The sequence below is a fragment of the Delftia sp. UME58 genome, from assembly GCF_014170385.1.
GTDB lineage: Bacteria > Pseudomonadota > Gammaproteobacteria > Burkholderiales > Burkholderiaceae_C > Comamonas > Comamonas acidovorans.
This window is the reverse complement of record NZ_LZZV01000105.1, coordinates 131,521-154,312: the sequence shown is the minus strand read 5'-3', so window position 1 is coordinate 154,312 and position 22,792 is coordinate 131,521. Positions and strand designations below refer to the sequence as shown.

Annotated in this window: 21 protein-coding genes; 19 read left to right on the top strand and 2 right to left on the bottom strand. The window is 65.7% G+C overall.

Annotated elements, in window-relative coordinates; genetic code table 11:
• The first annotated feature begins 4 nt into the window (after positions 1-4).
• From der to A9976_RS27440, 18 genes are all read left to right on the top strand, one after another.
• The gene (gene der / locus A9976_RS27525) at positions 5-1,351 is read left to right on the top strand and encodes a ribosome biogenesis GTPase Der (protein WP_012206814.1); all 1,347 of its coding nucleotides are present in this window, start codon (positions 5-7) and stop codon (positions 1,349-1,351) included.
• A gap of 102 nt (positions 1,352-1,453) precedes the next feature.
• Positions 1,454-1,705, top strand: a complete 252-nt coding sequence (hfq, locus tag A9976_RS27520) for an RNA chaperone Hfq (RefSeq protein ID WP_012206813.1) — start codon at positions 1,454-1,456, stop codon at positions 1,703-1,705.
• Positions 1,706-1,772: 67 nt separating this feature from the next.
• Positions 1,773-2,987 carry a GTPase HflX gene (gene hflX, locus A9976_RS27515; protein ID WP_220808909.1) on the top strand — a complete coding sequence of 405 codons (1,215 nt, stop codon included), beginning with the start codon at positions 1,773-1,775 and terminating at the stop codon, positions 2,985-2,987.
• Between the two features lie 71 nt (positions 2,988-3,058).
• Positions 3,059-4,453 (top strand): FtsH protease activity modulator HflK, encoded by a 1,395-nt coding sequence (hflK, locus tag A9976_RS27510; protein WP_183021605.1) that lies wholly within the window; start codon positions 3,059-3,061, stop codon positions 4,451-4,453.
• 12 nt (positions 4,454-4,465) lie between these two features.
• Complete coding sequence (gene hflC / locus A9976_RS27505) at positions 4,466-5,356, top strand: protease modulator HflC (protein WP_063325331.1); 891 nt, start codon at positions 4,466-4,468, stop codon at positions 5,354-5,356.
• A gap of 200 nt (positions 5,357-5,556) precedes the next feature.
• Entirely contained in the window at positions 5,557-6,705 is a 1,149-nt protein-coding gene (locus A9976_RS27500) for an ATP phosphoribosyltransferase regulatory subunit (protein ID WP_180319041.1), read from the top strand.
• Between the two features lie 39 nt (positions 6,706-6,744).
• Positions 6,745-8,121 (top strand): adenylosuccinate synthase, encoded by a 1,377-nt coding sequence (locus A9976_RS27495; RefSeq protein WP_183021604.1) that lies wholly within the window; start codon positions 6,745-6,747, stop codon positions 8,119-8,121.
• Between the two features lie 43 nt (positions 8,122-8,164).
• A complete protein-coding gene (locus A9976_RS27490; protein ID WP_012206807.1) occupies positions 8,165-8,689 on the top strand; it encodes a phosphoribosyltransferase in 525 nt (174 codons plus the stop codon).
• Positions 8,690-8,976: 287 nt separating this feature from the next.
• Positions 8,977-10,104: a YncE family protein gene (locus A9976_RS27485; protein ID WP_409049559.1), complete on the top strand. Its 1,128-nt coding sequence runs from the start codon at positions 8,977-8,979 to the stop codon at positions 10,102-10,104.
• Positions 10,104-10,922 (top strand): polysaccharide deacetylase family protein, encoded by an 819-nt coding sequence (locus A9976_RS27480; RefSeq protein ID WP_183021602.1) that lies wholly within the window; start codon positions 10,104-10,106, stop codon positions 10,920-10,922. The genes A9976_RS27485 and A9976_RS27480 overlap by 1 nt, the downstream gene beginning before the upstream one ends.
• A 39-nt stretch (positions 10,923-10,961) precedes the next feature.
• Positions 10,962-11,942 carry a sterol desaturase family protein gene (locus tag A9976_RS27475; RefSeq protein WP_183021601.1) on the top strand — a complete coding sequence of 327 codons (981 nt, stop codon included), beginning with the start codon at positions 10,962-10,964 and terminating at the stop codon, positions 11,940-11,942.
• Between the two features lie 15 nt (positions 11,943-11,957).
• Complete coding sequence (locus A9976_RS27470; protein WP_183021600.1) at positions 11,958-12,857, top strand: EI24 domain-containing protein; 900 nt, start codon at positions 11,958-11,960, stop codon at positions 12,855-12,857.
• A complete protein-coding gene (locus A9976_RS27465; RefSeq protein WP_183021599.1) occupies positions 12,854-13,690 on the top strand; it encodes a molybdopterin-binding protein in 837 nt (278 codons plus the stop codon). The genes A9976_RS27470 and A9976_RS27465 overlap by 4 nt, the downstream gene beginning before the upstream one ends.
• A gap of 236 nt (positions 13,691-13,926) precedes the next feature.
• A complete protein-coding gene (gene glnA / locus A9976_RS27460) occupies positions 13,927-15,342 on the top strand; it encodes a type I glutamate--ammonia ligase (RefSeq protein ID WP_183021598.1) in 1,416 nt (471 codons plus the stop codon).
• Between the two features lie 181 nt (positions 15,343-15,523).
• On the top strand, positions 15,524-16,030 hold the full coding sequence (locus A9976_RS27455) for a hypothetical protein (RefSeq protein ID WP_183021597.1): 507 nt from the start codon (positions 15,524-15,526) through the stop codon (positions 16,028-16,030).
• A gap of 30 nt (positions 16,031-16,060) precedes the next feature.
• Entirely contained in the window at positions 16,061-17,137 is a 1,077-nt protein-coding gene (gene glnL, locus A9976_RS27450) for a nitrogen regulation protein NR(II) (protein ID WP_012206799.1), read from the top strand.
• 45 nt (positions 17,138-17,182) lie between these two features.
• Positions 17,183-18,751 (top strand): nitrogen regulation protein NR(I), encoded by a 1,569-nt coding sequence (ntrC, locus tag A9976_RS27445; RefSeq protein WP_183021596.1) that lies wholly within the window; start codon positions 17,183-17,185, stop codon positions 18,749-18,751.
• Between the two features lie 142 nt (positions 18,752-18,893).
• Positions 18,894-19,706, top strand: coding sequence for a hypothetical protein (locus A9976_RS27440; protein ID WP_310889427.1), 813 nt, complete (start codon positions 18,894-18,896; stop codon positions 19,704-19,706).
• Positions 19,707-19,721: 15 nt separating this feature from the next.
• On the opposite strand, the gene xth is transcribed toward A9976_RS27440, so the two are convergent.
• Complete coding sequence (xth, locus tag A9976_RS27435) at positions 19,722-20,498, bottom strand: exodeoxyribonuclease III (RefSeq protein ID WP_183021594.1); 777 nt, start codon at positions 20,496-20,498, stop codon at positions 19,722-19,724.
• A gap of 199 nt (positions 20,499-20,697) precedes the next feature.
• On the opposite strand from xth, the gene A9976_RS27430 reads away from it, so the two are divergent.
• The gene (locus tag A9976_RS27430; protein ID WP_183021593.1) at positions 20,698-21,969 is read left to right on the top strand and encodes an amidohydrolase family protein; all 1,272 of its coding nucleotides are present in this window, start codon (positions 20,698-20,700) and stop codon (positions 21,967-21,969) included.
• Positions 21,970-21,982: 13 nt separating this feature from the next.
• On the opposite strand, the gene A9976_RS27425 is transcribed toward A9976_RS27430, so the two are convergent.
• Positions 21,983-22,702 (bottom strand): Crp/Fnr family transcriptional regulator, encoded by a 720-nt coding sequence (locus tag A9976_RS27425; protein ID WP_183021638.1) that lies wholly within the window; start codon positions 22,700-22,702, stop codon positions 21,983-21,985.
• Positions 22,703-22,792: the final 90 nt, after the last annotated feature.

Here is a 22,792-nt window from a genome sequence, read left to right as displayed (position 1 = left end):
GGGAATGAAGCCAGTTATTGCCCTGGTAGGGCGACCCAATGTGGGCAAATCGACGCTGTTCAATCGGCTGACCAAGTCGAGGGATGCAATCGTCGCGGATTTCGCGGGCCTCACGCGTGACCGCCACTATGGACAGGGCCGCCAGGGTAAGCACGAGTACATCGTGATCGATACCGGCGGTTTTGAGCCTGATGCATCCAGCGGCATCTTCAAGGAGATGGCGCGCCAGACGCAGCAGGCTGTGGCCGAGGCGGACGTCGTGGTCTTCGTTGTCGATGCGCGCCTGGGCATGTCCGCCCAGGACCACGACATCGCCAAGTACCTGCGCCGCCTTGGCAAGCCCTGCGTGCTCGTGGCCAACAAGGCCGAAGGCATGAAGGAAGGTGTGCAGCTGACCGAGTTCTACGAACTGGGCCTGGGCGATGTGCTGCCGGTTTCCGCGGCACACGGGCAGGGCGTGCGCGACCTGCTCGACCTGGCCCTGGGCCAGCTCAACCTGCCCGAGCCCGAGGAAGATGATCCGTTCGACGATGTGGCCCAGAAGCCCATCCGCCTCACCGTGGCAGGGCGCCCCAATGTCGGCAAATCCACGCTGATCAACACCTGGCTGGGTGAGGAGCGACTGGTCGCCTTCGACATGCCTGGCACCACGCGCGATGCCATCTCGGTGCCCTTCGAGCGGGCTGGCCAGAAGTTCGAGCTGATCGACACGGCGGGCCTGCGCCGCAAGGGGCGGGTGTTCGAGGCCATCGAGAAGTTCTCCGTGGTCAAGACGCTGCAGGCCATCGAAAGCGCCAACGTCGTGCTGCTGCTCATCGATGCCACGCAGGGCGTGACCGATCAGGATGCGCACATTGCCGGCTACGTGCTGGAAAGCGGCCGTGCCGTGGTGCTTGCCGTGAACAAATGGGATGCGGTGGACGACTACCAGCGCCAGATGCTGGAGCGCTCGATCGAGACGCGCCTGTCCTTCCTCAAGTTCGCCCCCATGCATTTCATCTCGGCGGAAAAGCGCCAGGGCCTGGGTCCGCTGTGGAACTCCATCATCCAGGCGCACAAGGCTGCCACCTGCAAGATGCCCACGCCGGTGCTCACGCGCCTGCTGATGGAGGCCGTGCAGTTCCAGACGCCCAAGAAGACGGGCATCTACCGCCCCAAGATGCGCTATGCGCACCAGGGTGGCATGAACCCTCCGGTCATCGTCATACACGGCAATTCGCTCGAGCATGTGACGGAGGCCTACAAGCGCTTCCTCGAAGGGCGATTCCGGAAGGAGTTCAATTTGGTTGGCACGCCGTTGCGGATCGAGTTGAAAACCTCTCATAATCCTTTTGCCGACAAGGACAAGTAACAAGCCATGGGATTTCGGGAAAACCCTTGTGCGAGCAAGGGCCCCAAAACACTGTGGTAAGGTGTCGGTTTACAACAACACTCTTCGAACACGGAGAATATCGTGAGCAACAAAGGCCAACTCCTCCAAGACCCGTTCCTGAACGCGCTGCGCCGCGAACATGTGCCGGTGTCCATCTACCTCGTCAACGGCATCAAGCTGCAAGGCCAGATCGAATCCTTCGACCAGTACGTGGTCCTGCTTCGCAACACCGTCACGCAGATGGTTTACAAGCACGCCATCTCCACCATTGTTCCCGGCCGCGCCGTGAACTTCTCCACGGCCGAAGCTGCCGGCAGCGACGCCAGCGCTTGAGCTCGCGGCGCCCTGATGCCTCCCCGCACAGCCGGGGAGCTTCCTCACCCTTCGGGAGAGGTTTTTCTTGAGTTCTGAATCTTTTGACCGGTCCACGCCAACGCCAGTGCTGCTGGTGGGCGTGGATTTCGGCTTTCCCCATTTCGATGGCGAGTTGGAAGAGCTGGGCCTGCTGGCCGGCACGGCCGGCCTGCGTCCCGTCGCGCGCCTGACCTGCAAGCGCAAGGTGCCCGATGCGGCGCTGTTCGTGGGCAGCGGCAAGGCCGACGAAATCCGCATGCTGGCCCAGATGCATGGCGCCCAGGAAGTGCTGTTCGACCAGGCCCTGAGCCCGGCCCAGCAGCGCAACCTGGAACGCCATCTGCAGATGCCGGTCAACGACCGCACTTTGCTGATCTTGGAGATCTTCGCCCAGCGCGCGCGCAGCCATGAAGGCAAGCTGCAGGTGGAACTGGCGCGCCTGCAATACGTGGCCACGCGCCTCGTGCGGCGCTGGACCCACCTGGAGCGGCAGATGGGCGGCATCGGCGGCCGTGGCGGCCCTGGCGAGAAGCAGATCGAGCTGGACCGCCGCATGATCGACGAGTCGATCAAGCGCACCAAGGAGCGGCTGCAGAAGGTCAAGAAGCAGCGCGCCACGCAGCGTCGGCGGCGCGAGCGCCATGGCATCTTCAATATCTCGCTGGTTGGCTACACCAACGCCGGCAAGTCCACGCTGTTCAATGCGCTGGTGAAGGCGCGTGCCTATGCGGCCGACCAGTTGTTCGCCACGCTGGACACGACCACGCGCCAGCTGTACCTGAATGAAGCCCAGCAATCGGTGTCCCTGTCGGATACCGTGGGCTTCATCCGCGACCTGCCGCACGGCCTGGTCGATGCATTCCAGGCCACGTTGCAGGAGGCGATCGATGCCGATCTTCTGCTGCATGTGGTCGACGCCTCCAATCCGAATTTCCCGGAACAAATCCAACAAGTCCAGAAAGTTCTGAAGGAAATCGGTGCCCAGGAGGTGCCTCTGGTACTGGTTTTCAACAAATTGGACGCCGTCGATCCGGAGCGGCGTCCAGCACAGTTGCAGGACCAGTACGAGCTTGACGGGCTGCCTGTTTCACGGGTGTTCGTCAGTGCCCGCTCCGGCGAGGGGCTGCCGCAGCTGCGGCAGTTGCTGGCCGAGCATGCGCTGCGCGCGGAGGCGGAACACGCCGACGCGCACGGCGATGATGAGCGGGATCAGGAGGAGGTGGATGGCGCGATGTCCCCTGGGCAGGACGCCGAATACTAGGGGCTAGCGCCCTGATTGGGCAAAATGCCGATTGGGTCCCTGTCTTTACTGAAGAAACCGAGACTTCTCGCATGAATCTTTCACAACGCGCCCATCGCTGGGCGATGCTGCCGCAGCGCCTTCGCGGGATGTTCAACCTGAATGATCCGCGATGGGGACGTGGCGACGACAAGAACGACGATGCTTCGCGCCCCAATGCCGACCGTCCCGCGCCGCCGCCCCCGCCTTCGGAACCCGCACGCGACAACCGCGACAGCCGTGACAACCGTCCCTCGTCGGGCGGCGGCCAGCCGCCTGATCTGGATGAGCTGTGGCGCGACCTCAATCGAAAGCTCTCGGGCCTGTTCGGCGGCAAGCCGGGCGGCGGCCGTGGCCAGCCGCCCATCCGCAATGGCGGTGGCAGCCAGCCGCCGGACATGCGCAGCGCCGGCATGGGCGTGGGCCTGATCGCCGGCATTGCCTTCATCATCTGGATGGGCACGGGCATCTTCATCGTCCAGGAAGGCCAGCAGGCCGTCATCACCCAGTTCGGCAAGTACAAGAGCACCGTGGGCGCCGGCATCAACTGGCGGCTGCCGTACCCGATCCAGCGCCATGAACTGGTGTTCGTGACGCAGATCCGCTCGGCCGACGTGGGGCGCGACACCATCATCAAGAGCACGGGCCTGCGCGAGTCGGCCATGCTCACCGAGGACGAGAACATCGTCGAGATCAAGTTCGCCGTCCAGTACCGTCTGAGCGACGCGCGCGCCTGGCTGTTCGAGAGCAAGAACCCGTCCGAGGCCGTGGTCCAGGCCGCCGAGACGGCAGTGCGCGAAGTCGTCGGCAAGATGAAGATGGACACTGCGCTGGCCGAGGAGCGCGACCAGATCGCCCCGCGCGTGCGCGACCTGATGCAGACCATCCTGGACCGCTACAAGGTGGGCGTGGAAGTCGTGGGCATCAACCTGCAGCAGGGCGGCGTGCGTCCGCCCGAGCAGGTGCAGGCGGCCTTCGACGACGTGCTGCGTGCCGGCCAGGAGCGTGAGCGTGCCAAGAACGAGGCCCAGGCCTACGCCAACGACGTGGTGCCGCGCGCAGCCGGCTCGGCAGCGCGCCTGCTGGAAGAGTCCAACGGCTACAAGGCCCGCATCGTGGCCCAGGCACAGGGTGATGCGCAGCGCTTCAGCTCGGTGTTCACCGAGTACCAGAAGGCTCCCCAGGTCACGCGCGACCGCATGTACCTGGAAACCATGCAGCAGATCTACGGCAACGTGACCAAGGTGCTGGTGGAGTCGCGCCAGGGCTCCAACCTGCTGTACCTGCCGCTGGACAAGATCATGCAAGGCGTGAGCGGCAATGTGCCGGCAGCCGACAGCTCGGCGGCCCCCAGCACCCAGGCGCCTGCGCCTGCCGCCATTCCCGGCCTTTCGAACGATGCGCGCAGCCGCGACAGCAGTCGCAGCCGTGACCGCGAAGCACGCTGAGGAGCAGCCCAAGTGAACCGAGTTGGATTTTTCATCACCAGCATTCTTCTGGCGCTCGCGCTGCTCAGCTCCATGCTGTTCGTCGTCGATCAGCGCCAGTTCGGCGTGGTCTATGCCCTGGGTCAGATCAAGGAAGTGATCACCGAGCCGGGCCTGAACATCAAGATGCCGCCGCCGTTCCAGAACGTGCGCTACATCGACAAGCGCCTACTCACGCTGGACAGCACCGACACCGAGCCCATGCTCACTGCCGAAAAGCAGCGCGTGGTCATCGACTGGTACGTGCGCTGGCGCATCTCCGATCCGTCGGAGTACATCCGCAATGTGGGCCTGGACGAGTCGGCTGGCGCCATGCAGCTCAACCGCGTGGTGCGCAATGCCTTCCAGGAGGAAATCAACCGCCGCACCGTGCGCGAACTGCTGTCCAGCAAGCGCGACGCGCTGATGAACGACGTCAAGCGCGAAGTGCTGGAGACCGTGCGCGGCGCCAAGCCCTGGGGCGTGGACGTGGTCGACGTGCGCATCACGCGCGTCGACTATGCCGAGACCATCACGGAATCGGTCTACCGCCGCATGGAAGCCGAGCGCAAGCGCGTGGCCAACGAGCTGCGCTCCACCGGCGCCGCCGAAGGCGAGAAGATTCGCGCCGAGGCCGATCGCCAGCGCGAGATCACCATCGCCAATGCCTACCGTGACGCCCAGAAGGTCAAGGGCGAGGGCGATGCGGAAGCCGCCCGGACCTACGCCGAAGCCTTTGGCAAGGACCCGCAGTTCGCGCAGTTCTACCGCAGCCTGGAGGCCTACAAGGCCAGCTTTGCCAAGAAGAGCGATGTGCTCGTGCTCGATCCTTCGCAGACCGATTTCTTCAAGGCCTACCGCAGTGGTGGAAGCTCTGGAAAGTAAGCGCGCCTGAGCGGCAATGCCGCCCGGCCCCTGCACGGCGCCCCTGTTGGGGCGCCGTTTTTCTTGGGCCGCCGCTGCCGCCTGGGCACCGAATCGATTCGGAATACCGAACGCCCTCCGCGGGCCTTGGGACACCCCCAATTTGGGCTGGCCCGCAACAGCCGGTAGAATCACGTTTTTAACAGCCTCCCCCTTTTTCCATGTCTGCTTGGGTCCTGCCGGATCACATCGCCGATGTCTTGCCTTCCGAGGCCCGGCACATCGAAGAATTGCGTCGAGGCCTGCTCGATACAGCGCGTGGCTATGGCTATGAACTGGTCATGCCTCCCATGCTGGAGTACCTCGAATCCCTGCTCACCGGCACAGGGGAGGCGCTGGACCTGCAGACCTGCAAGCTCATCGACCAGCTGACGGGCCGCACCATGGGTCTGCGTGCAGACACCACGCAGCAGGTGGCCCGCATCGACGCCCATCTGCTCAACCGCAAGGGCCTCACGCGCCTGTGCTACTGCGGCCCCGTTGTCCATGCCCGCCCTGACCGCCCCCGCGCCACGCGCGAGCCGCTGCAGTTCGGTGCAGAGATCTACGGTCACCAGGGCATGGAAGCCGACCTGGAGGCGCTGCACCTGGCGCTGGACTGCCTGCGCAGCGCAGGCGTCACCAATATCAACGTCGATCTGGCCGATGTGCGCATCGTGCGCAGCCTGCTGGCTGGCGTGATGGTGGACATGCAGGTGCTGCGCGGCGTGCACGCCGCGCTGGCTGCCAAGGATGCGAGCGAGCTCGAGCGTCTCACCCGCGGCTTCCCCGCCGCTTCGCGCGAAGGCCTGATGGCCCTGCTGCAGCTGTACGGCGGCATCGAGGTGCTGGACCGTGCCGAGAAGCTGCTGGCGCGCACCGCAGGCGTGCAGCCGCTGCTCGATCAGCTGCGCTGGCTGGCCCAGCGCCTGGAGGGCGTGAGCGTGAGCTTCGATCTGGCCGATCTGCGCGGCTATGCCTACTACAGCGGCACGCGCTTCGCCATCTATGTGCCGGGTGCCAGCGATGCGCTGGTGCGCGGCGGCCGCTATGACGAGGTGGGTGCGGTCTTTGGCCGCAACCGGCCCGCCGCCGGCTTCAGCCTGGACATCAAGCAGCTCGTCGCCGTCGTGCCCGAGCGCCCGCTCAAGGCTGCCATCCGCGCGCCCTGGGGCGACGATCCCCAGGTTGCGGCTGCCATTGCTGCATTGCGCCGGCAGGGCGAGACCGTGGTCTGCGTGCTGCCAGGGCATGAAAGCGAAGTGGACGAATTCCACTGCGACCGCGAGCTCGTGCAGGTTGCCGGGCAGTGGGCCGTGCAAGCCATCTGACGCATTTGTCAATTTCTTCGGATTTCATCGGATTTGAATATGAAAGCTACCAAAGGTCGCAACGTGGTCGTGGTCGGCACCCAGTGGGGTGACGAAGGCAAGGGCAAGCTGGTGGACTGGCTGACCGAAAGCGCCCAGGGCGTGGTCCGCTTCCAGGGTGGCCACAACGCTGGCCACACGCTGGTCATCAACGGCGTGAAGACCGCACTGCACCTGATCCCCAGCGGCATCATGCGCCCCGGCGTGAAGTGCTATATCGGCAACGGCGTGGTGCTCTCTGCCGCCAAGCTGTTCGAGGAAATCGAAGGTCTGGAGAAGGCCGGCGTGCAGGTGCGTGACCGTCTGCGCGTGTCCGAAGCCTGCCCGCTGATCCTGCCCTTCCACTCGGCGCTGGACGTGGCGCGCGAAGCTGCGCGCGAGCAGGGCGGCACCGAGAAGATCGGCACCACCGGCCGTGGCATCGGCCCCGCCTACGAAGACAAGATTGCCCGCCGCGCACTGCGCGTGCAGGACCTCAAGTACCCCGAGCGCTTCGCCACCAAGCTGCGCGAACTGCTGGCCCTGCACAACCACATCCTGGTCAACGTGCTGGGTTCGAAGAACTTCACCTTCGGTGACGCGCTCAAGCCGTACATCAAGGATGGCGAAGTGCAATTCGACGCGGTGTACGAAGAGGCCATGCGCCATGCCGAGCTGCTCAAGCCCATGATGGCCGACGTCTCCTGCGAGCTGAACGCCGCGCACGCCGAAGGCGCCAACCTGCTGTTCGAAGGCGCGCAGGGCACGCTGCTGGACGTGGACCACGGCACCTATCCCTATGTCACCTCGTCCAACTGCGTCGCCGGCAATGCGGCTGCAGGCTCGGGCGTGGGCCCCGGCATGCTGCACTACATCCTGGGCATCACCAAGGCCTACTGCACCCGCGTGGGCGGCGGCCCTTTCCCCACCGAACTGGATTGGGAAAAGGAAGGCACGCCGGGCTGGCACATGAGCACCGTGGGCGCCGAAAAGGGCGTGACCACCGGCCGCTCGCGCCGCTGCGGCTGGTTCGATGCCGCGCTGCTCAAGCGCAGCGCCCAGGTCAACGGCCTGTCGGGCCTGTGCATTACCAAGCTCGACGTGCTCGACGGCCTGCAGGAACTGCTGCTGTGCGTGGGCTACGAGCTCGATGGCGAGAAGATCGACCTGCTGCCCATGGGCGCCGACGAGATCGCCCGCTGCAAGCCCATCTACGAGTCCATCCCCGGCTGGACCGATTCCACCGTGGGCGTGACCGACTACGACAAGCTGCCGGCCAATGCCCGCCGCTATCTGGAGCGCATCGAGGAAGTGACGGGCGTGCCCATCGCCATGGTTTCGACCAGCCCCGACCGGGATCACACCATCCTGATGCAAAACCCCTACGCTGCCCAGTGAACTGCTGGCGGCTGAACCCCAAGATTGAACCAGGAGCCATTCCATGCTGACGGAAGACGGTCAACACCTGTATGTGAGCTACGACGAATACCACGGACTGATCGAAAAGCTCGCGATCAAAGTGCACCAGTCCGGCTGGGAATTCGACACCATTCTCTGCCTGGCCCGTGGCGGCCTGCGTCCCGGTGACATGCTCAGCCGCATCTTCGACAAGCCGCTGGCCATCATGTCCACCAGCTCCTACCGCGCCGAAGCCGGCACGGTGCAGGGCCATCTGGACATCGCGCGCTTCATCACCACGCCCAAGGGCGAGATCGCCGGCCGCGTGCTGCTGGTCGATGACCTGGCCGATTCGGGCCACACGCTGAACGCCGTGATCGCCATGCTCAAGACCAACTACCCGCCGATCACCGAGCTGCGCAGCGCCGTGATCTGGACCAAGGGCCTGTCGGCCTTCACGCCCGACTACTCGGTGGACTACCTGCCGACCAACCCCTGGATCCACCAGCCCTTCGAGCACTACGACACCTTGCGTCCCGAAAAGCTCATGGAGAAGTGGAAGATCTGATCGCCACTGCGCCTTTGGGCGCATGCCAGCGAAGGGAGCCTGTCGGCTCCCTTTTTCGTTGTGGCGGGTATTTCCATGCGCCGTCGTCATGCCTTGATGCAAGTCATGGATTGGCGCGCTTGCCGCGATATCTCGGGCCAACGTCGCGCAAATGTCGGTTTTTTGCACAGCAGCAAAAGCCGATGCCCCAGAGCGTCCGAGGGGCTGATTGGCGCAGCTACACTGCGCAGATTCTCAGAAGGTGGTGCTTTGTGAAACGTCTTTCCGTCGGGCGCTTGAGCGCGGCTGTGGCTTTGGTTGTGGGCGGCGGTGCGCTGGCCTGGCTGGCCGTGGCATCCCTGCCCGGATCCAAATCGGCCCGCGCGGCCTCGGCCACGTCTGCTGCCGTGCAGGCGCAAGCCGCATCGGCCCAGGCGGCCGCCGTTCCTGCCGCGCCTTCCGTTCCCTCGGCTGCGGCGGCTCCCGCGGCCCCGGTCGCGCGTGTCACGCCGCCCCCGCAGACCCAGGGCCCCACGCCCATCTTTGTGCTCAACTCGCTTGATGCCAACATCAGCATCGTGGACCCGGTCACCTGGCAGGAGACGGCACGCATTCCCACGGGCAAGGAGCCGCATCACCTCTACCTCACGCCGGACGAGAAGTCGCTGGTCGTGGCCAATGCGCTGGGCGACACCCTGACCCTGGTCGATCCGCGCACGGGTGAGGTGCAGCGCGTGATCCGCGACATCATCGACCCCTATCACCTGCGCTTCAGCCCGGACATGAAGTGGTTCGTCACGGCGGCCAACCGCCTCAACCACATCGACATCTACCGCTGGGATGGCCAGAATCCGCAGCTGGTCAAGCGCGTGCCCACGGGCAAGACGCCCAGCCATCTCTGGATCGATGCCAAGAGCACGACCATCTATTCCACCATGCAGGACAGCGATGCCCTGGTGGCCATCGACATCGCCACCCAGACCATCAAGGCCCGCGTGCCCACCGGCCCCATGCCGGCCGATCTCTATGGCAGCCCGGACGGTACCAAGCTGTTCATCGGCCTGACCGGCAGCGATGGCGTGGAAGTGTTCGACATCACCGGCCCCGAGCCGCGCAGCGTGGCCCGCATCAAGACAGCCGCTGGCGCCCACGCCATGCGCGCCGCCGGTGATGGACGCCACCTGTATGTGAGCAACCGCGTGGCCAACACCATCAGCAAGATCGACATGCAGACCAACCAGGTCGTGGCCAACTACCCGGCACCGGGCGGCCCCGACTGCATGGATGTCTCCGCCGATGGCCGCTACCTGCTGGTCAGCTCGCGCTGGGCGCGCAAGCTTTCGGTGATCGATACCGTGGAAAAGAAGGTGGTCCAGCAGGTCAAGGTCGGCAAGTCGCCTCACGGCGTGTGGACACTGGCCCACGCGCAGCGCTGATGGACCGCAGACTCTTTGCGCAATCGCTGGCCGGTGCGGCGGCTTTCGGCCTGCTGCGCCCCGCCTTGGCGGCGGGGCAGGGCACAGGCTGTGCCAAGACCGTGTACCTGACCTTCGACACGGGCCACATGGGCATTGCCGACCTGGTGGCCGAGGTGCTCGGGCGCCACGCGGTGCCAGTGACGTTTTTCGCGGCCAACGAGCCCACCCAGCAAGGCGATGGCAGCCTGGGCGAGACCTGGGCGCCCTGGTGGCGCGCACGCGCTGCCGAAGGCCATGAATTCGCCTCGCACACCTACGACCACATGTACTGGCGCGGTGATCTGCGCGCCTCGAAGAACGGGCCGGTCACGGGTTTTCGCGTGCGCCCCTCGGCAGGGCCGCGCGCCAACGAGAACTTCACGGTCGATGCGGCAGGCTATTGCGACGAGATCCGCCGATCCGCACGGCGGCTGCAGCAGATCACGGGGCGCAAGCCCCTGCCGCTGTTCCGTGCGCCCGGCGGCAAGACCTCGCCCGCGCTGCTGGATGCCGCGCGGCAGGGCGGCTACATGCATGTGGGCTGGGCCAGCGCGGGTTTTCTGGGCGATGAGCTGCCCAGCGACCGCTACCCGAATGCGCAGCTGCTGGCCCAGGCGCTCAAGAACATCCGCAGCGGAGACATCCTGCTGGCCCATCTGGGCATCTGGTCACGCAAGGACCCCTGGGCACCTGCCGTGCTGGAACCTTTGATCACGGGCCTGCTCAAGCAGGGGTTCTGCTTCCGCACGCTGCGGGAGCATCCCGACTATCGGGATTGGGTAGCAAAATTCGCATAGTGTCCGCGCGCGCAGCGCGGCGGGCGATGGGAGCGTGGTGTGGACTGGTGGATTCAGTGGTTCGGTAATGCGCAGCAGCGCCTGTTCGAGGGCGTTGTCCAGCCCCTGCTGTTCGGCCTGGGGCAGGCCAGCCTGCTGGAGGACGCCTATGGCGCCACGGGCTGGCTGCTGGTGGGCCTGCTGCAGATCTTCATCATGGTGGCGGTGATCGCGCCGCTGCAGTACTGGCGGCCCGTCGAGCCCGTCACCGACCGGCGCGCCATCCACGTGGACATCATCTACACCGTGGTCCACCGGCTGGGCCTGTTCCGGCTGGCCCTGTTCTTCACACTGGACCCGCTGTGGGACGATCTCATGGGCCGCCTGCATGTCTGGGGGCTGCCGAGCTTTCACCTCGACGGCGTGTGGCCCGGCGTCACCGATCTGGCCTGGGTCAGCCTGATCATCTACCTGCTGGCCTTCGACTTCCTGGACTACTGGATACACCGCGGCCAGCACAGCATCGGCTGGTGGTGGAAGCTGCATGCGCTGCATCACTCGCAGCGCCAGATGACGGTGTGGAGCGACAACCGCAACCACCTGCTCGACGATGTCATCCGCGACACCATCATCGTGCTCGTGGCGCAGCTCATCGGCGTGGCTCCGGGCCAGTTCGTGGCCATCGTGGCCTTCACCCAGCTCAGCGAGAGCTTCCAGCACGCCAACCTGCGCGTCTGGTTCGGCTCCATTGGCGAGCGGCTGTGGATCAGCCCGCGCTTTCACCGCCGCCACCACGCCATCGGCATCGGCCACGAGCCCATGGCGCCCGTGCGCAACAAGAAGGCGCATGGCAACAACTTCGGCGTGCTGCTGCCCTGGTGGGACATGCTGTTCGGCACCGCCAACTTCGAGCTGCGCTTCGATCCCACCGGCGTGCGCGATCAGGTCCAGCCCAATGCCCAGGGCCAGTTGCGCGACTACGGCCAGGGCTTTTGGGCCCAGCAATGGCGTGGGCTCCTAAGGTTGATGGGTCGCGCTTGAGGCTGGGCTCGGGGTATGCTTGCCGGCATGGGCTTGCTACTCGATTCCTTCTGGCGTGCGACGGCGTATTGCCTGCATAAGCGGGTGATTGCATGGTCGCTTTTTCCCTTGCTGTTCATGGCCATCACGGCCTGGCTGCTGGGCTACTTCTTCTGGGCCGATGCCGTCGTCTGGACGGAAGGGGTCCTGCAAGGCGTGGGCTGGCTGCACAGCGTCTGGTCCTGGATGGGCGTGCAGTCGCTGCCCGAGCTGGTGGCGCCGGTGCTGGTCGTGCTCTCGGTCACGCCGGTGCTGGTCGTGGTCTCGCTGCTGCTGGTGGCACTGTTCATGACGCCGGCCCTGGTCGAACTGGTGGCCCAGCGGCGATTTCCGTCGCTGGAGCGCAGGCAGGGCGCCACCATGGTCGGCAGCCTGATGTGGTCCGCAGGCTCTTCGCTGATTGCCTTGATCGCGCTGCTGGTGTCGGTGCCGCTGTGGTTCGTGCCGCCCCTGGTGGTGGTGATACCGCCGCTGATCTGGGGCTGGCTGACCTACCGCGTCATGGCCTTTGACGCGCTTTCTGCCCATGCCAGCAAGCCCGAGCGCCGCAGCCTGTTCCTGCGCCACCGCCTGGCGCTGATGCTCATGGGCGTGGTCTGCGGTTATCTGGGTGCGGCGCCGGCCATTGTCTGGGCCTCTGGCGTGGTCTTCATCGCGGCCTTCTGGATACTGATTCCGGTGGCCATCTGGATCTATGCGCTGATCTTCGCTTTCTCCTCGCTGTGGTTTGCCCACTTCTGCCTGGCCGCGCTGCAGCGCATGCGCGAGGAGGAACCCGCGCTGCCTGTCGCCCCCATCGTGCCCTATGCTCCCGACGCTCCGCTCGGAGCCGGCGCGGCCTCTCCTCCCTCCATCCCGCAAGAAAAGACCTCATGACCCTTCAAGTAGGCGCACTCATCATCGGAGACGAAATCCTGTCGGGCAAGCGTGCCGACAAGCACCTTCCCAAGCTGATCGAACTGCTGGGCGCGCGTGGCCTGTCCCTGGCCCATGCCGAGTACGTGGGCGACGACAGGGCGCGCATCACCGATGCCCTGCGCCGCGCCTTCGCATCGCAGGCCGTGGTCTTCAGCTTTGGCGGCATAGGTGCCACCCCCGACGACCACACGCGCCAATGCGCAGCCGAAGCCCTGGGCGTGCCGCTGGCGCTGCACCCGGAAGCCGTGGCCCTGATCCGCGAGCGCATGCGCGACGTGGCCGCCGAAGAAGGCAAGCCCTACGAACCCCAGCGCGCCGACAACCTGCACCGGCTGCAGATGGGCAACTTCCCCGAAGGCGCGCGCATCATCCCCAACGTCTACAACAAGATCCCCGGCTTTTCCTGCTCGGGCACAGCGGGCAAAACGGGCGCAGCGGGCACCGTGCACTTCGTGCCCGGCTTCCCGGTCATGGCCTGGCCCATGGTCGAGTGGGTGCTGGAGCAGCGCTACGCCAAGCATTTCCACAGCACGGTGCAGCGCGAGCATTCGGTCATCGTCTACGGCGGCATGGAGGCCACGCTGACGCCGCTGATGGTGGCCATAGAGCGCGACCACCCGGGCGTCAAGGTGTTCAGCCTGCCCAGCGTGGATGATTCCAAGCACGGCCGGCACATAGAACTTGGTGTCAAGGGCGAAGCTGGTGCCGTCACCAAGGCATGGCCCACCCTGCTGGAGGGTTTGCACTCATTTGGTGCAAGTCTTGGCCCTGAATTGGTGCGCAATATCTGATTTACGGGCCGGTCCCTGAATCTGCACCGATTTGGTGAAGATGCCGGGCGGTGGATCGAATGCGGGCAGAGGCCTCAATGTCATCCACAAGCCTGTCCCAAGGCGGCAGAATCACGGGGCTGGCGCGCCAAGCAGGTGCCAGACTGCAGGCATGCACTCAATGAATGCAGCCTGGCACGCAAACTGCTTAAGAGTATTTATCTTTTTTGATCAGCCAGATTGGCAGGAGAGATCTGATGGCAAAGACCGTTGCAGACGTGTTGAACATGGTGAAGGAGAACGAGGTCAAATTCGTGGACCTTCGTTTTACGGACACCCGTGGCAAGGAGCAGCACGTCACGGTGCCGGTGTCGCACTTCGACGAAGACAAGTTCACCTCGGGCCACGCCTTCGACGGCTCGTCGGTGGCAGGCTGGAAGGGCATTGAAGCATCCGACATGCAGCTGATGCCCGATCCCGCTACCGCGAACATCGACCCCTTCTTTGAAGAGACCACGCTGTTCCTGCAGTGCGATGTGATCGAACCCGGTGATGGCAAGGCCTACGACCGCGATCCCCGCTCGGTGGCCAAGCGCGCCGAAGCCTATCTGAAGGCATCGGGCCTGGGCGACACCGCCTACTTCGGACCCGAACCCGAATTCTTCATCTTCGACGGCGTGCGCTGGAACACCGAACCCGGCAGCACCTTCTACGAAATCGAAGAGTACGAGGCCCCCTGGAATTCGGGCGCCAAGTTCGAATCCGGCAACCGCGGCCACCGTCCGCGCAACAAGGGCGGCTACTTCCCCGTGCCCCCCGTGGACAGCACCCAGGATCTGCGCGCCGAAATGGTGCTGCTGCTCGAGCAGCTGGGCATTCCCGTCGAAGTGTTCCACCACGAAGTGGCAGGCGCCGGCCAGAACGAGATCGGCACCCGCTTCAGCACCCTGGTGGAGCGCGCCGACTGGACCCAGGTCATGAAGTACGTGATCTGGAACGTGGCCAACACCTACGGCAAGACTGCCACCTTCATGCCCAAGCCCTATCCGGGCGACAACGGCTCGGGCATGCACGTGCACCAGTCCGTCTGGAAGGATGGCAAGAACCTGTTCGCAGGTGACGGCTATGCAGGCCTGTCCGACTTCGCGCTGTACTACATCGGCGGCATCATCAAGCACGCCCGTGCCCTGAACGCCATCACCAACCCCGGCACCAACAGCTACAAGCGCCTGGTGCCCGGCTTCGAGGCTCCGGTCAAGCTGGCCTACTCGGCCAAGAACCGTTCGGCATCGATCCGCATCCCCTACGTGGCCAACCCCAAGGGCCGCCGCGTCGAGGCACGCTTCCCCGATCCGCTGATGAACCCCTACCTGGGCTTCTCGGCCCTGCTGATGGCAGGTCTGGACGGCGTGGAAAACAAGATCCATCCCGGCGAAGCCGCGACCAAGGATCTGTATCACCTGCCTCCGGAAGAGGACAAGCTGGTGCCCACGGTCTGCCACAGCCTGGACCAGGCCCTGGACGCCCTGGACGCGGACCGCTCGTTCCTGACCAAGGGCGGCGTGTTCTCGGACAGCATGCTCGATGCCTACATCGAGCTGAAGATGGGCGAAGTGACCCGTTACCGCCAGGCCGTGCATCCGGTCGAGTACGACATGTACTTCTCGCTGTAAGGCGAGTCGGCAAAAAAGGCGGCGCAAGCCGCCTTTTTTGCTTTCGGCCAGGACCTGGGTATGCTGGGCGCGGAACCAAAAGGGGTTGGCCCGCTCAAGAAATGACGTCCAGCCCGGAAGATGGAGCGATACTTGCCCGGATAAGCCGGGCCCTTCCGATCTGGCTACCCGAGGGAATGGAATGAAGAAACTGTTTGTGTCACTGCTGCTGCCCCTGCTGTCGGTGGGAGCCTGGTCCCAGGACGTGATCTACCGCTGCGGCAACGAGTACACCAACAACGTCAGCCAGGCCAAGTCCAAGGACTGCAAGCCGGTGGACGGCGGGCATGTGACGGTGATCCATGGCGGCAGCAAGCCGGCGGCCTCGGGCGGCAGCCAGCAGGCACCGCGCACCTCCGCCGCTCCGGCTGCAGGCTCGCCCGCTCCGGCCAAGGTCAACAGCAGCGCCCAGAAGGCCCGCGACTCCGACGCGCGGACCATTCTGGAAAGCGAGCTGGCCCGCGCCCAGGAGAAGCTGACACAGCTGCGTCAGGAGTACAACGATGGCAATCCCCAGCGCACCGCATTGGAGTTGCGCAATCCCCAGGGCTATCTGGAACGTGTCGAGCAGCTCAAGAGCAGCATCTCGCGGCAGGAAGGCGATGTCGCCGGCATCCGCCGTGAGCTGGATCGACTTCCCAAGAACTGACGGGCCCGCGCGGTCCACCGGAGCCCGGCCATGATCCAGGACGACCGGCCGGCGCCCCCGGCTTCCTATCAGGCCCTTGATCTGCTGTGCACGCTGATGACCGTGCTCGACGAGCAGGGTGCCGTGCTTTTCGCCAACGCAGCCCTTGAGAACGCACTGGGCCTGTCGCGCCGCATGCTCGAAGGCAGCGAGCTGGCGGCCTGCTTCACCGAGCCGGCCTTGCTGGACAAGGCCTTGCGTGGCGCCCAGGACAACGACTTCGCGGCCCTGCGCTTCGAGGCCAGCCTGCACCGCGTGGGCGGCGATGCGCTGCCCGTGCACGTCACGGTCTCGCTGGCCGAGCGGCCCGGCCATGTGCTGGTCGAGTTCTGGCCGCTGGAGCAGCAGGCCCGCCAGGACCGCGAGGAGCGGCTGCGCGAGCAGGCCCAGGCACACAAGGAGCTGATCCGCAACCTGGCCCACGAGATCAAGAACCCGCTGGGCGGCATCCGTGGCGCAGCCCAGCTGCTGCAGATGGATCTGGACGCCCCCGAGCTGCGCGAGTACACCGAAGTCATCATCCACGAGGCCGACCGGCTGCAGGCGCTGGTGGACCGGCTGCTGGCGCCGCACCGCCATCCGCATGAAGTGGGCGACGTCAACATCCACGAAGTCTGCGAGCGCGTGCGCTCGCTGGTGCTGGTCGAGCATCCTGCCGGGCTGACCATCACGCGCGACTACGACATCTCCATCCCGGAGTTCCGGGGAGACAGCGCCCAGCTGATCCAGGCCGTGCTCAACATCGTCCAGAACGCCGCGCAGGCGCTGCAGGAGCGCATCGCCGCCGGTGATGCCGAGATCATTTTGCGAACGCGCGTGGCCCGGCAGGTAACTTTTGGTCGCCAGCGCTATCGGTTGGCATTGGAATTGCATGTGATCGACAACGGGCCAGGCGTTCCCGATGCCATCAAGGAGCGGATCTTCTATCCGCTGGTATCGGGAAGGGATGGCGGTTCGGGACTGGGGCTGACGCTGGCGCAGACCTTCGTGCAGCGCCACCAGGGGCTGATCGAATGTGAAAGCCAGCCGGGCCGCACGGATTTCCGCATCCTCATTCCCCTGCCTTGAGGCCCACGGAAGTCAACACTGCAACAAGGGAAGGAAGCACCACCAATGAAACCGATCTGGATCGTGGATGATGACCCTTCCATCCGCTTCGTGCTGGAAAAGGCACTGGGCCGGGAAGGCTGGGCAACGCGCAGCTTCATCCAGGCGCGCGATGTGCTCACGGCACTGTCCGATGTCGATGCCGGCGACCCGGCGCGCCAGCCACCCCAGGTGCTGGTCAGCGACATCCGCATGCCCGGCGGCTCGGGGTTGGAGCTGCTCGAACAGATCCGCGCCCAGCAGCCGGGCCTGCCCGTCATCATCATGACCGCGTACTCCGACCTGGACAGTGCCGTCTCGGCCTTCCAGCGCGGCGCCTTCGAATACCTGCCGAAACCCTTCGACCTGCCCAAGGCCGTGGAACTGATCCGGCGCGCCGTCGAGGAAAGCCTGCGCGAGGACGTGGCCGAGGCCCAGGCCCCGCTGCAGGCCGAGATGCTGGGCCAGGCGCCTGCCATGCAGGACGTGTTCCGCGCCATCGGCCGGCTCAGCCAGAGCCAGGTCACGGTGCTGATCACGGGCGAGTCGGGCTCGGGCAAGGAACTGGTGGCGCGCGCGCTGCACAAGCACTCGCCCGTGGCGGGTGGCCCCTTCGTGGCCATCAACACCGCCGCCATCCCCAAGGACCTGCTGGAGTCCGAACTGTTCGGCCACGAGCGCGGCGCCTTCACGGGCGCCCAGACGCAACGGCGCGGCCGCTTCGAGCAGGCCGAGGGCGGCACGCTCTTTCTTGACGAAATCGGCGACATGCCCTTCGACCTGCAGACACGCCTGCTGCGCGTGCTGTCGGACGGGCACTTCTACCGCGTGGGCGGCCACCAGGCCGTCAAGGCCCATGTGCGCGTCATCGCGGCCACCCACCAGGACTTGGAGCAGCGCGTGCGCAACGGCGCCTTCCGTGAGGATCTGTTCCACCGCCTCAACGTCATCCGCCTGCGTCTGCCCGCGCTGCGCGAGCGCAATGAAGACGTGCCCATGCTGGCACGCCACTTCCTGCAGCAAAGCGCGCGGCAACTGGGCGTGGAGCCCAAGCGCATGGGGGTCGATGCCATGCAGCGGCTGCAGACCTTCGCCTTTCCCGGCAATGTGCGACAGCTGGAGAACATCTGCCACTGGCTTACCGTCATGGCCCCTGCCCAGGTCATCTCGGTCAAGGATCTGCCCCCCGAGGTGCTGGGCGAAGCCGCGCCGCCCGTGGGCGGTGGCAGCGCGCCCGTGCCGGCCGCGCTGCCTCATGGGTCGGCACCGGTGTTGGCGGAAGAGGGCCTTGGCCGACTGGCCGTGCCCGTATCCGCGCTGGCCCCGCCGAATGACGCCGCCCTGGCCACCTCCGACCTGGACTGGGTCCATCTGCTGGGACAACAGGCGCGCCAGCTGCTGGAGCACACCCATGCCCAGGGTCATGGTGAAGTCTGGGACCAGCTGTCCCGCCGCTTCGAGGCGCAACTGATCCGCTCGGCCCTGGCCGTCACCCACGGCCGCCGGGTCGAGGCAGCCCAGCGCCTGGGCATCGGCCGCAACACCATCACCCGCAAGCTGCAGGAGCTGGGCATGGACGAGGACGCCTTCGAGTAAGGCAAGCTTGCGGGTGGCCGACCCTTGCCTTGGCAAGGGTCCGGCTCCTACAGGCCGGCGCCCGGGGTGCTGACGGGCCGGGCCGCCCGGGCTTGGGACAATGGAGTCCTCTTCGCTGGAACGGCCTACGTCCCGACCTATCGTGCCCACAGTCCTCTCCAACCTCTGGCAAAAAGCCAAGCCCGCTCGTCCGGGGCTGATGTACCCATCGACACCACGCACGCTTGGCGAGCCGGTCGATGCGTACTGGCATGACCGATACTTCCTGGAGCCTTACTTCGTTGCGGGGCGCGGCTACGACCAATACCGTCCCGCCTACGCGCTGGGCTGGAAAGCATCACTCGAACCCGAGCACGCGCAGCAGGATTTCGACGATGTCGAATTCGAGCTCGAACAGCGCTGGGAGCAGGTGCGGGGCAGCAGCCTGCTGCACTGGAGCCAGGTGCGCGATGCCGTCGAGGCCTCATGGCTGCAGGCGCGCCAGCGTACGCCCGCACAGCCAGTAGCTGCCAAGCTGGAGTTGCAGAGCACGGCCCTGCTCAATGCCGTGCTGGCCCTGGGTCGCCAGGCCCACGCACGGCTGGGGGAATGCATGAATCCCATGCCCCAGGGGCTGATCGGGCAGGTTCTGGCGCGGCACTTCAATGCCAGCCAGATCCTGGTCGAGGACCTGGAGCGTGCCATCGGCTCCAGCGGCGGCGTGGTCCTGCCCGTGCGGGACAGCCGTGCCGCACTGCGTCGCAACGCTTTCTGGGACGGGCTGCTGGGCAGGGAAGAGGGGTCAGACTACATGCTGGACCAGGCAGAGTCCTGCCAGCAGCAATGGCTGAGCGCCTATGAAGCCGCCGAGCAGTCCAGTCTGCCTGGGCCGCTCAGCGAAGTGCTGCATCGCCAGTCCCTGATGCTGCGCGGGCAGATCGAGGCCATCCACTGGCTGCGCCGGTACATGCTGTAGCCGGCTGGCTGGAATTCAGCCCAAGGTCACGACCACGGGTGCGTGGTCGCTGGGCTGCGGGTTCTTGCGCGGCGCACGGTCCACGCTGCAGGCGGTGACGCTGGGACGCAATGCCTCGCTGACCAGGATGTGGTCGATGCGCAGGCCCCGGTTCTTCTGGAAACCCAGCATTCGGTAGTCCCACCACGAATAGCTCTTCTCGGGCTGGTCGAACATGCGGAAGGCATCGGTCAGGCCCAGCTGCAGCAGCGCCTGGAAATGCGTGCGCTCTTCCACCGTGTGGTGGATCGTGTCCTTCAGGCCGATGGGATCGTAGGAGTCGCGGTCTTCGGGCGCCACGTTGAAGTCGCCCACCAGCACCAGGCGCGGGTGCGCCGCCATCTCGCTTTTCACCCAGTCCTGCAGCGCCTGCAGCCAGCGCATCTTGTAGGCGAACTTGTCGGTGCCCGGCGCCTGCCCATTGACGAAGTAGCCGTTGATCAGGCGCACCGGACCGCCTTCGGCATCGACGGTGGCCGCAATGATGCGGGCCTGCTCGTCATCCAGGCCCGGGATATTGCGCACCACGTCGCGCACGGGCGTGCGCGTCAGCCAGGCCACGCCGTTGTAGGTCTTTTGCCCATGGCTGACCGCGTGGTAGCCGGCCTCCTGCAGCGCCTGCAGCGGAAACTTGTCGTCGGTGAGCTTGAGTTCCTGCAGCGCCAGCGCATCGACAGGATTGGCCTGCAGCCAGGCCAGCACCTGCGGCAGGCGCACGGACAGGGAATTCACGTTCCAGGTGGCGATTTTCATTTTGAAGGGAGTCCTTTTGATTCAATGGCTTGCGGGTGAGAGGCTCTCGATGGGCCACTCCGCAGCGGGTATTTCTGGCGGTGATCCTATCAATCTGCAAAGCCTTGTCGGCGGTGCTGGTTCCGAAACCGCTGCCGTTCGCATTCTTCGATGCCCCGTTGCAACGGCAAGTACCAGGCCCAGCCCGCAGAATACGCAAATGCTTGATCTACTCGTCGTTCACGCCACGCTGCCCGACGGCCGCCAGGACATGTCCATCGCCGTGAAGGGCGAGCGCATCGTCGAGGTCGCGGCCGGTTTTTCGGCGCCTGCCCATCAGGTCATCGATGCGCAGCACCAACTGGTGTCGCCTCCCTTCGTCGATCCGCATTTCCACATGGATGCCACGCTGAGCCACGGCCTGCCGCGCGTCAACCGCAGCGGTACGCTGCTGGAGGGCATTGCGCTGTGGGGCGAGCTCAAGCCGCAGCTCACGGCCGAGGCGCTGATCTCGCGCGCGCTGGAGTATTGCGACTGGGCGGCGGCCAAGGGGCTGCAGGCCATACGCAGCCATGTGGATACCAGCGATGCCCGCCTGCTGGCCGTCGATGCGCTGCTGGAGGTCAAGCGCCAGGTGGCGCCCTATATCGACCTGCAACTGGTGGCATTTCCGCAGGATGGCGTGCTGCGCTCCGCGGGCGGTGTCGCCCATCTTCGGCGTGCGCTGGACAAGGGGATGGACGTGGTCGGAGGCATTCCGCACTTCGAGCGCACCATGGCCGAGGGTGCAGACAGCGTCAGGCTGCTGTGCGAGCTGGCGGCCGAGCGCGGCCTGCTGGTGGACATGCACTGCGACGAGTCCGACGACCCGCTGTCGCGCCATATCGAAACCCTGGCCTTCGAGGCGCAGCGCCTGGGATTGCAGGGCCGCGTCACGGGATCGCACTGCACCTCCATGCACAGCATGGACAACTACTACGTGAGCAAGCTGCTGCCGCTGATCGCCGAAAGCGGCGTGGCCGTGATTGCCAATCCGCTGATCAACATCACGCTGCAGGGCCGCCAGGACAGCTACCCCAAGCGCCGCGGCATGGCGCGTGTGCCAGAGCTGCTGGCCGCAGGCGTCAACGTGGCCTTCGGCCATGACTGCGTGATGGACCCCTGGTACGGCATGGGCTCGGGCGACATGCTGGAGGTGGCCCACATGGGCCTGCATGTGGCGCAGATGACCAGCCAGGACGGCATGCGCGACTGCTTCGATGCCGTGACCACGCGCGCGGCGCGTGTGATGCACCTGGACGGCTATGGCATCGAGCCCGGCTGCGATGCCAGCTTCGTGCTGCTGCAGGCGCGCGATGCGGCCGAGGCGATACGGCTGCGCGCCACGCGCCTGAAGGTGTTCCGCAAGGGCCGGTTGCTGGCCGAGGCGCCTGCTGCCACGGCTGCGCTGCATCTGCCGGGGCGCCCGGCAAGAATCGACTGGCGCCGCTGAACCGGCGCCGGCCTCAGGCGCCGGCCAGGCTGGCCTCGCGCACGATGGTCTGCAGGGCCACCAGATCCCTGACCACCAGGCCCTGGGCTTGCACGCGGATGCAGTTGTCGCGCTCCATGCGCTTGAGCTCCTGGTTCACGCGCTGGCGCGAGGCGCCCAGCAACTGGGCCAGCTCCTCCTGCACCAGTTGCAGGCCTATGCGCAGTTCGCGCGGATCGTCCAGTGCCTGCGTGCCGTAGCTGCGCGACAGGTGCAGCAACTGCTTGGCCAGGCGTGCGCGCAGGGGCAGGGTGTTGAGGTCCTCCACCAGTCCGTAGGTCTGGCGAATGCGGTGGGCCTGCAGGCGCAGCAGGGCGTCGTAGAACTCCACATGCGTTGCCAGGATGGCGTGGAAGCTCTCCTTGTCCACGCACAGCAGCGTGGTGTCGCCGTGGGCATAGGCATCGCGCGTGCGCGGCTCGTCCAGGAAGGTGGACATGGCGCCGAACCAGGCGCCGGGCTCCACATAGGCCAGCGTGGTCTGCCGACCCGACAGGCTGGTCGAGCTCATGCGCACGGCGCCCTGCGCGCAGGCATACCACCTGTGCGGCACGTCGCCGCGTGCATAGATCAGTGCCCCGTCCTTGAGCCGCCTGACCGTGGCCTGGCGCAGGATGTCATGGCGCAGCGAGGGCGAAAGGCTGCAGAACCACTGGCCGGAATTGATGGCCTCGCGCTCGGCGGGGGTGAGCATGGGCTCGTGGGTACTCGTTTGCAAACCGCTTGTCTCCAATCGGCCGCAATTTTAGGGCGTGCGGGCCGTGGGCAAGGCCTGTGCAGGCCT

What these genes read in the sequence shown, in the direction of transcription:
- hflK (WP_183021605.1), top strand. Translation starts at nt 3,059, where the DNA reads ATGAATCTTTCACAACGCGCCCATCGCTGGGCGATGCTGCCGCAGCGC.
- A9976_RS27455 (WP_183021597.1), top strand. Translation starts at nt 15,524, where the DNA reads ATGAAGAAACTGTTTGTGTCACTGCTGCTGCCCCTGCTGTCGGTGGGA.
- glnL (WP_012206799.1), top strand. Translation starts at nt 16,061, where the DNA reads ATGATCCAGGACGACCGGCCGGCGCCCCCGGCTTCCTATCAGGCCCTT.
- ntrC (WP_183021596.1), top strand. Translation starts at nt 17,183, where the DNA reads ATGAAACCGATCTGGATCGTGGATGATGACCCTTCCATCCGCTTCGTG.
- A9976_RS27480 (WP_183021602.1), top strand. Translation starts at nt 10,104, where the DNA reads ATGGACCGCAGACTCTTTGCGCAATCGCTGGCCGGTGCGGCGGCTTTC.
- A9976_RS27430 (WP_183021593.1), top strand. Translation starts at nt 20,698, where the DNA reads ATGCTTGATCTACTCGTCGTTCACGCCACGCTGCCCGACGGCCGCCAG.
- A9976_RS27470 (WP_183021600.1), top strand. Translation starts at nt 11,958, where the DNA reads ATGCTTGCCGGCATGGGCTTGCTACTCGATTCCTTCTGGCGTGCGACG.
- glnA (WP_183021598.1), top strand. Translation starts at nt 13,927, where the DNA reads ATGGCAAAGACCGTTGCAGACGTGTTGAACATGGTGAAGGAGAACGAG.
- xth (WP_183021594.1), bottom strand. Translation starts at nt 20,498, where the DNA reads ATGAAAATCGCCACCTGGAACGTGAATTCCCTGTCCGTGCGCCTGCCG.
- A9976_RS27490 (WP_012206807.1), top strand. Translation starts at nt 8,165, where the DNA reads ATGCTGACGGAAGACGGTCAACACCTGTATGTGAGCTACGACGAATAC.
- A9976_RS27500 (WP_180319041.1), top strand. Translation starts at nt 5,557, where the DNA reads ATGTCTGCTTGGGTCCTGCCGGATCACATCGCCGATGTCTTGCCTTCC.
- A9976_RS27495 (WP_183021604.1), top strand. Translation starts at nt 6,745, where the DNA reads ATGAAAGCTACCAAAGGTCGCAACGTGGTCGTGGTCGGCACCCAGTGG.
- der (WP_012206814.1), top strand. Translation starts at nt 5, where the DNA reads ATGAAGCCAGTTATTGCCCTGGTAGGGCGACCCAATGTGGGCAAATCG.
- A9976_RS27425 (WP_183021638.1), bottom strand. Translation starts at nt 22,702, where the DNA reads ATGCTCACCCCCGCCGAGCGCGAGGCCATCAATTCCGGCCAGTGGTTC.
- A9976_RS27465 (WP_183021599.1), top strand. Translation starts at nt 12,854, where the DNA reads ATGACCCTTCAAGTAGGCGCACTCATCATCGGAGACGAAATCCTGTCG.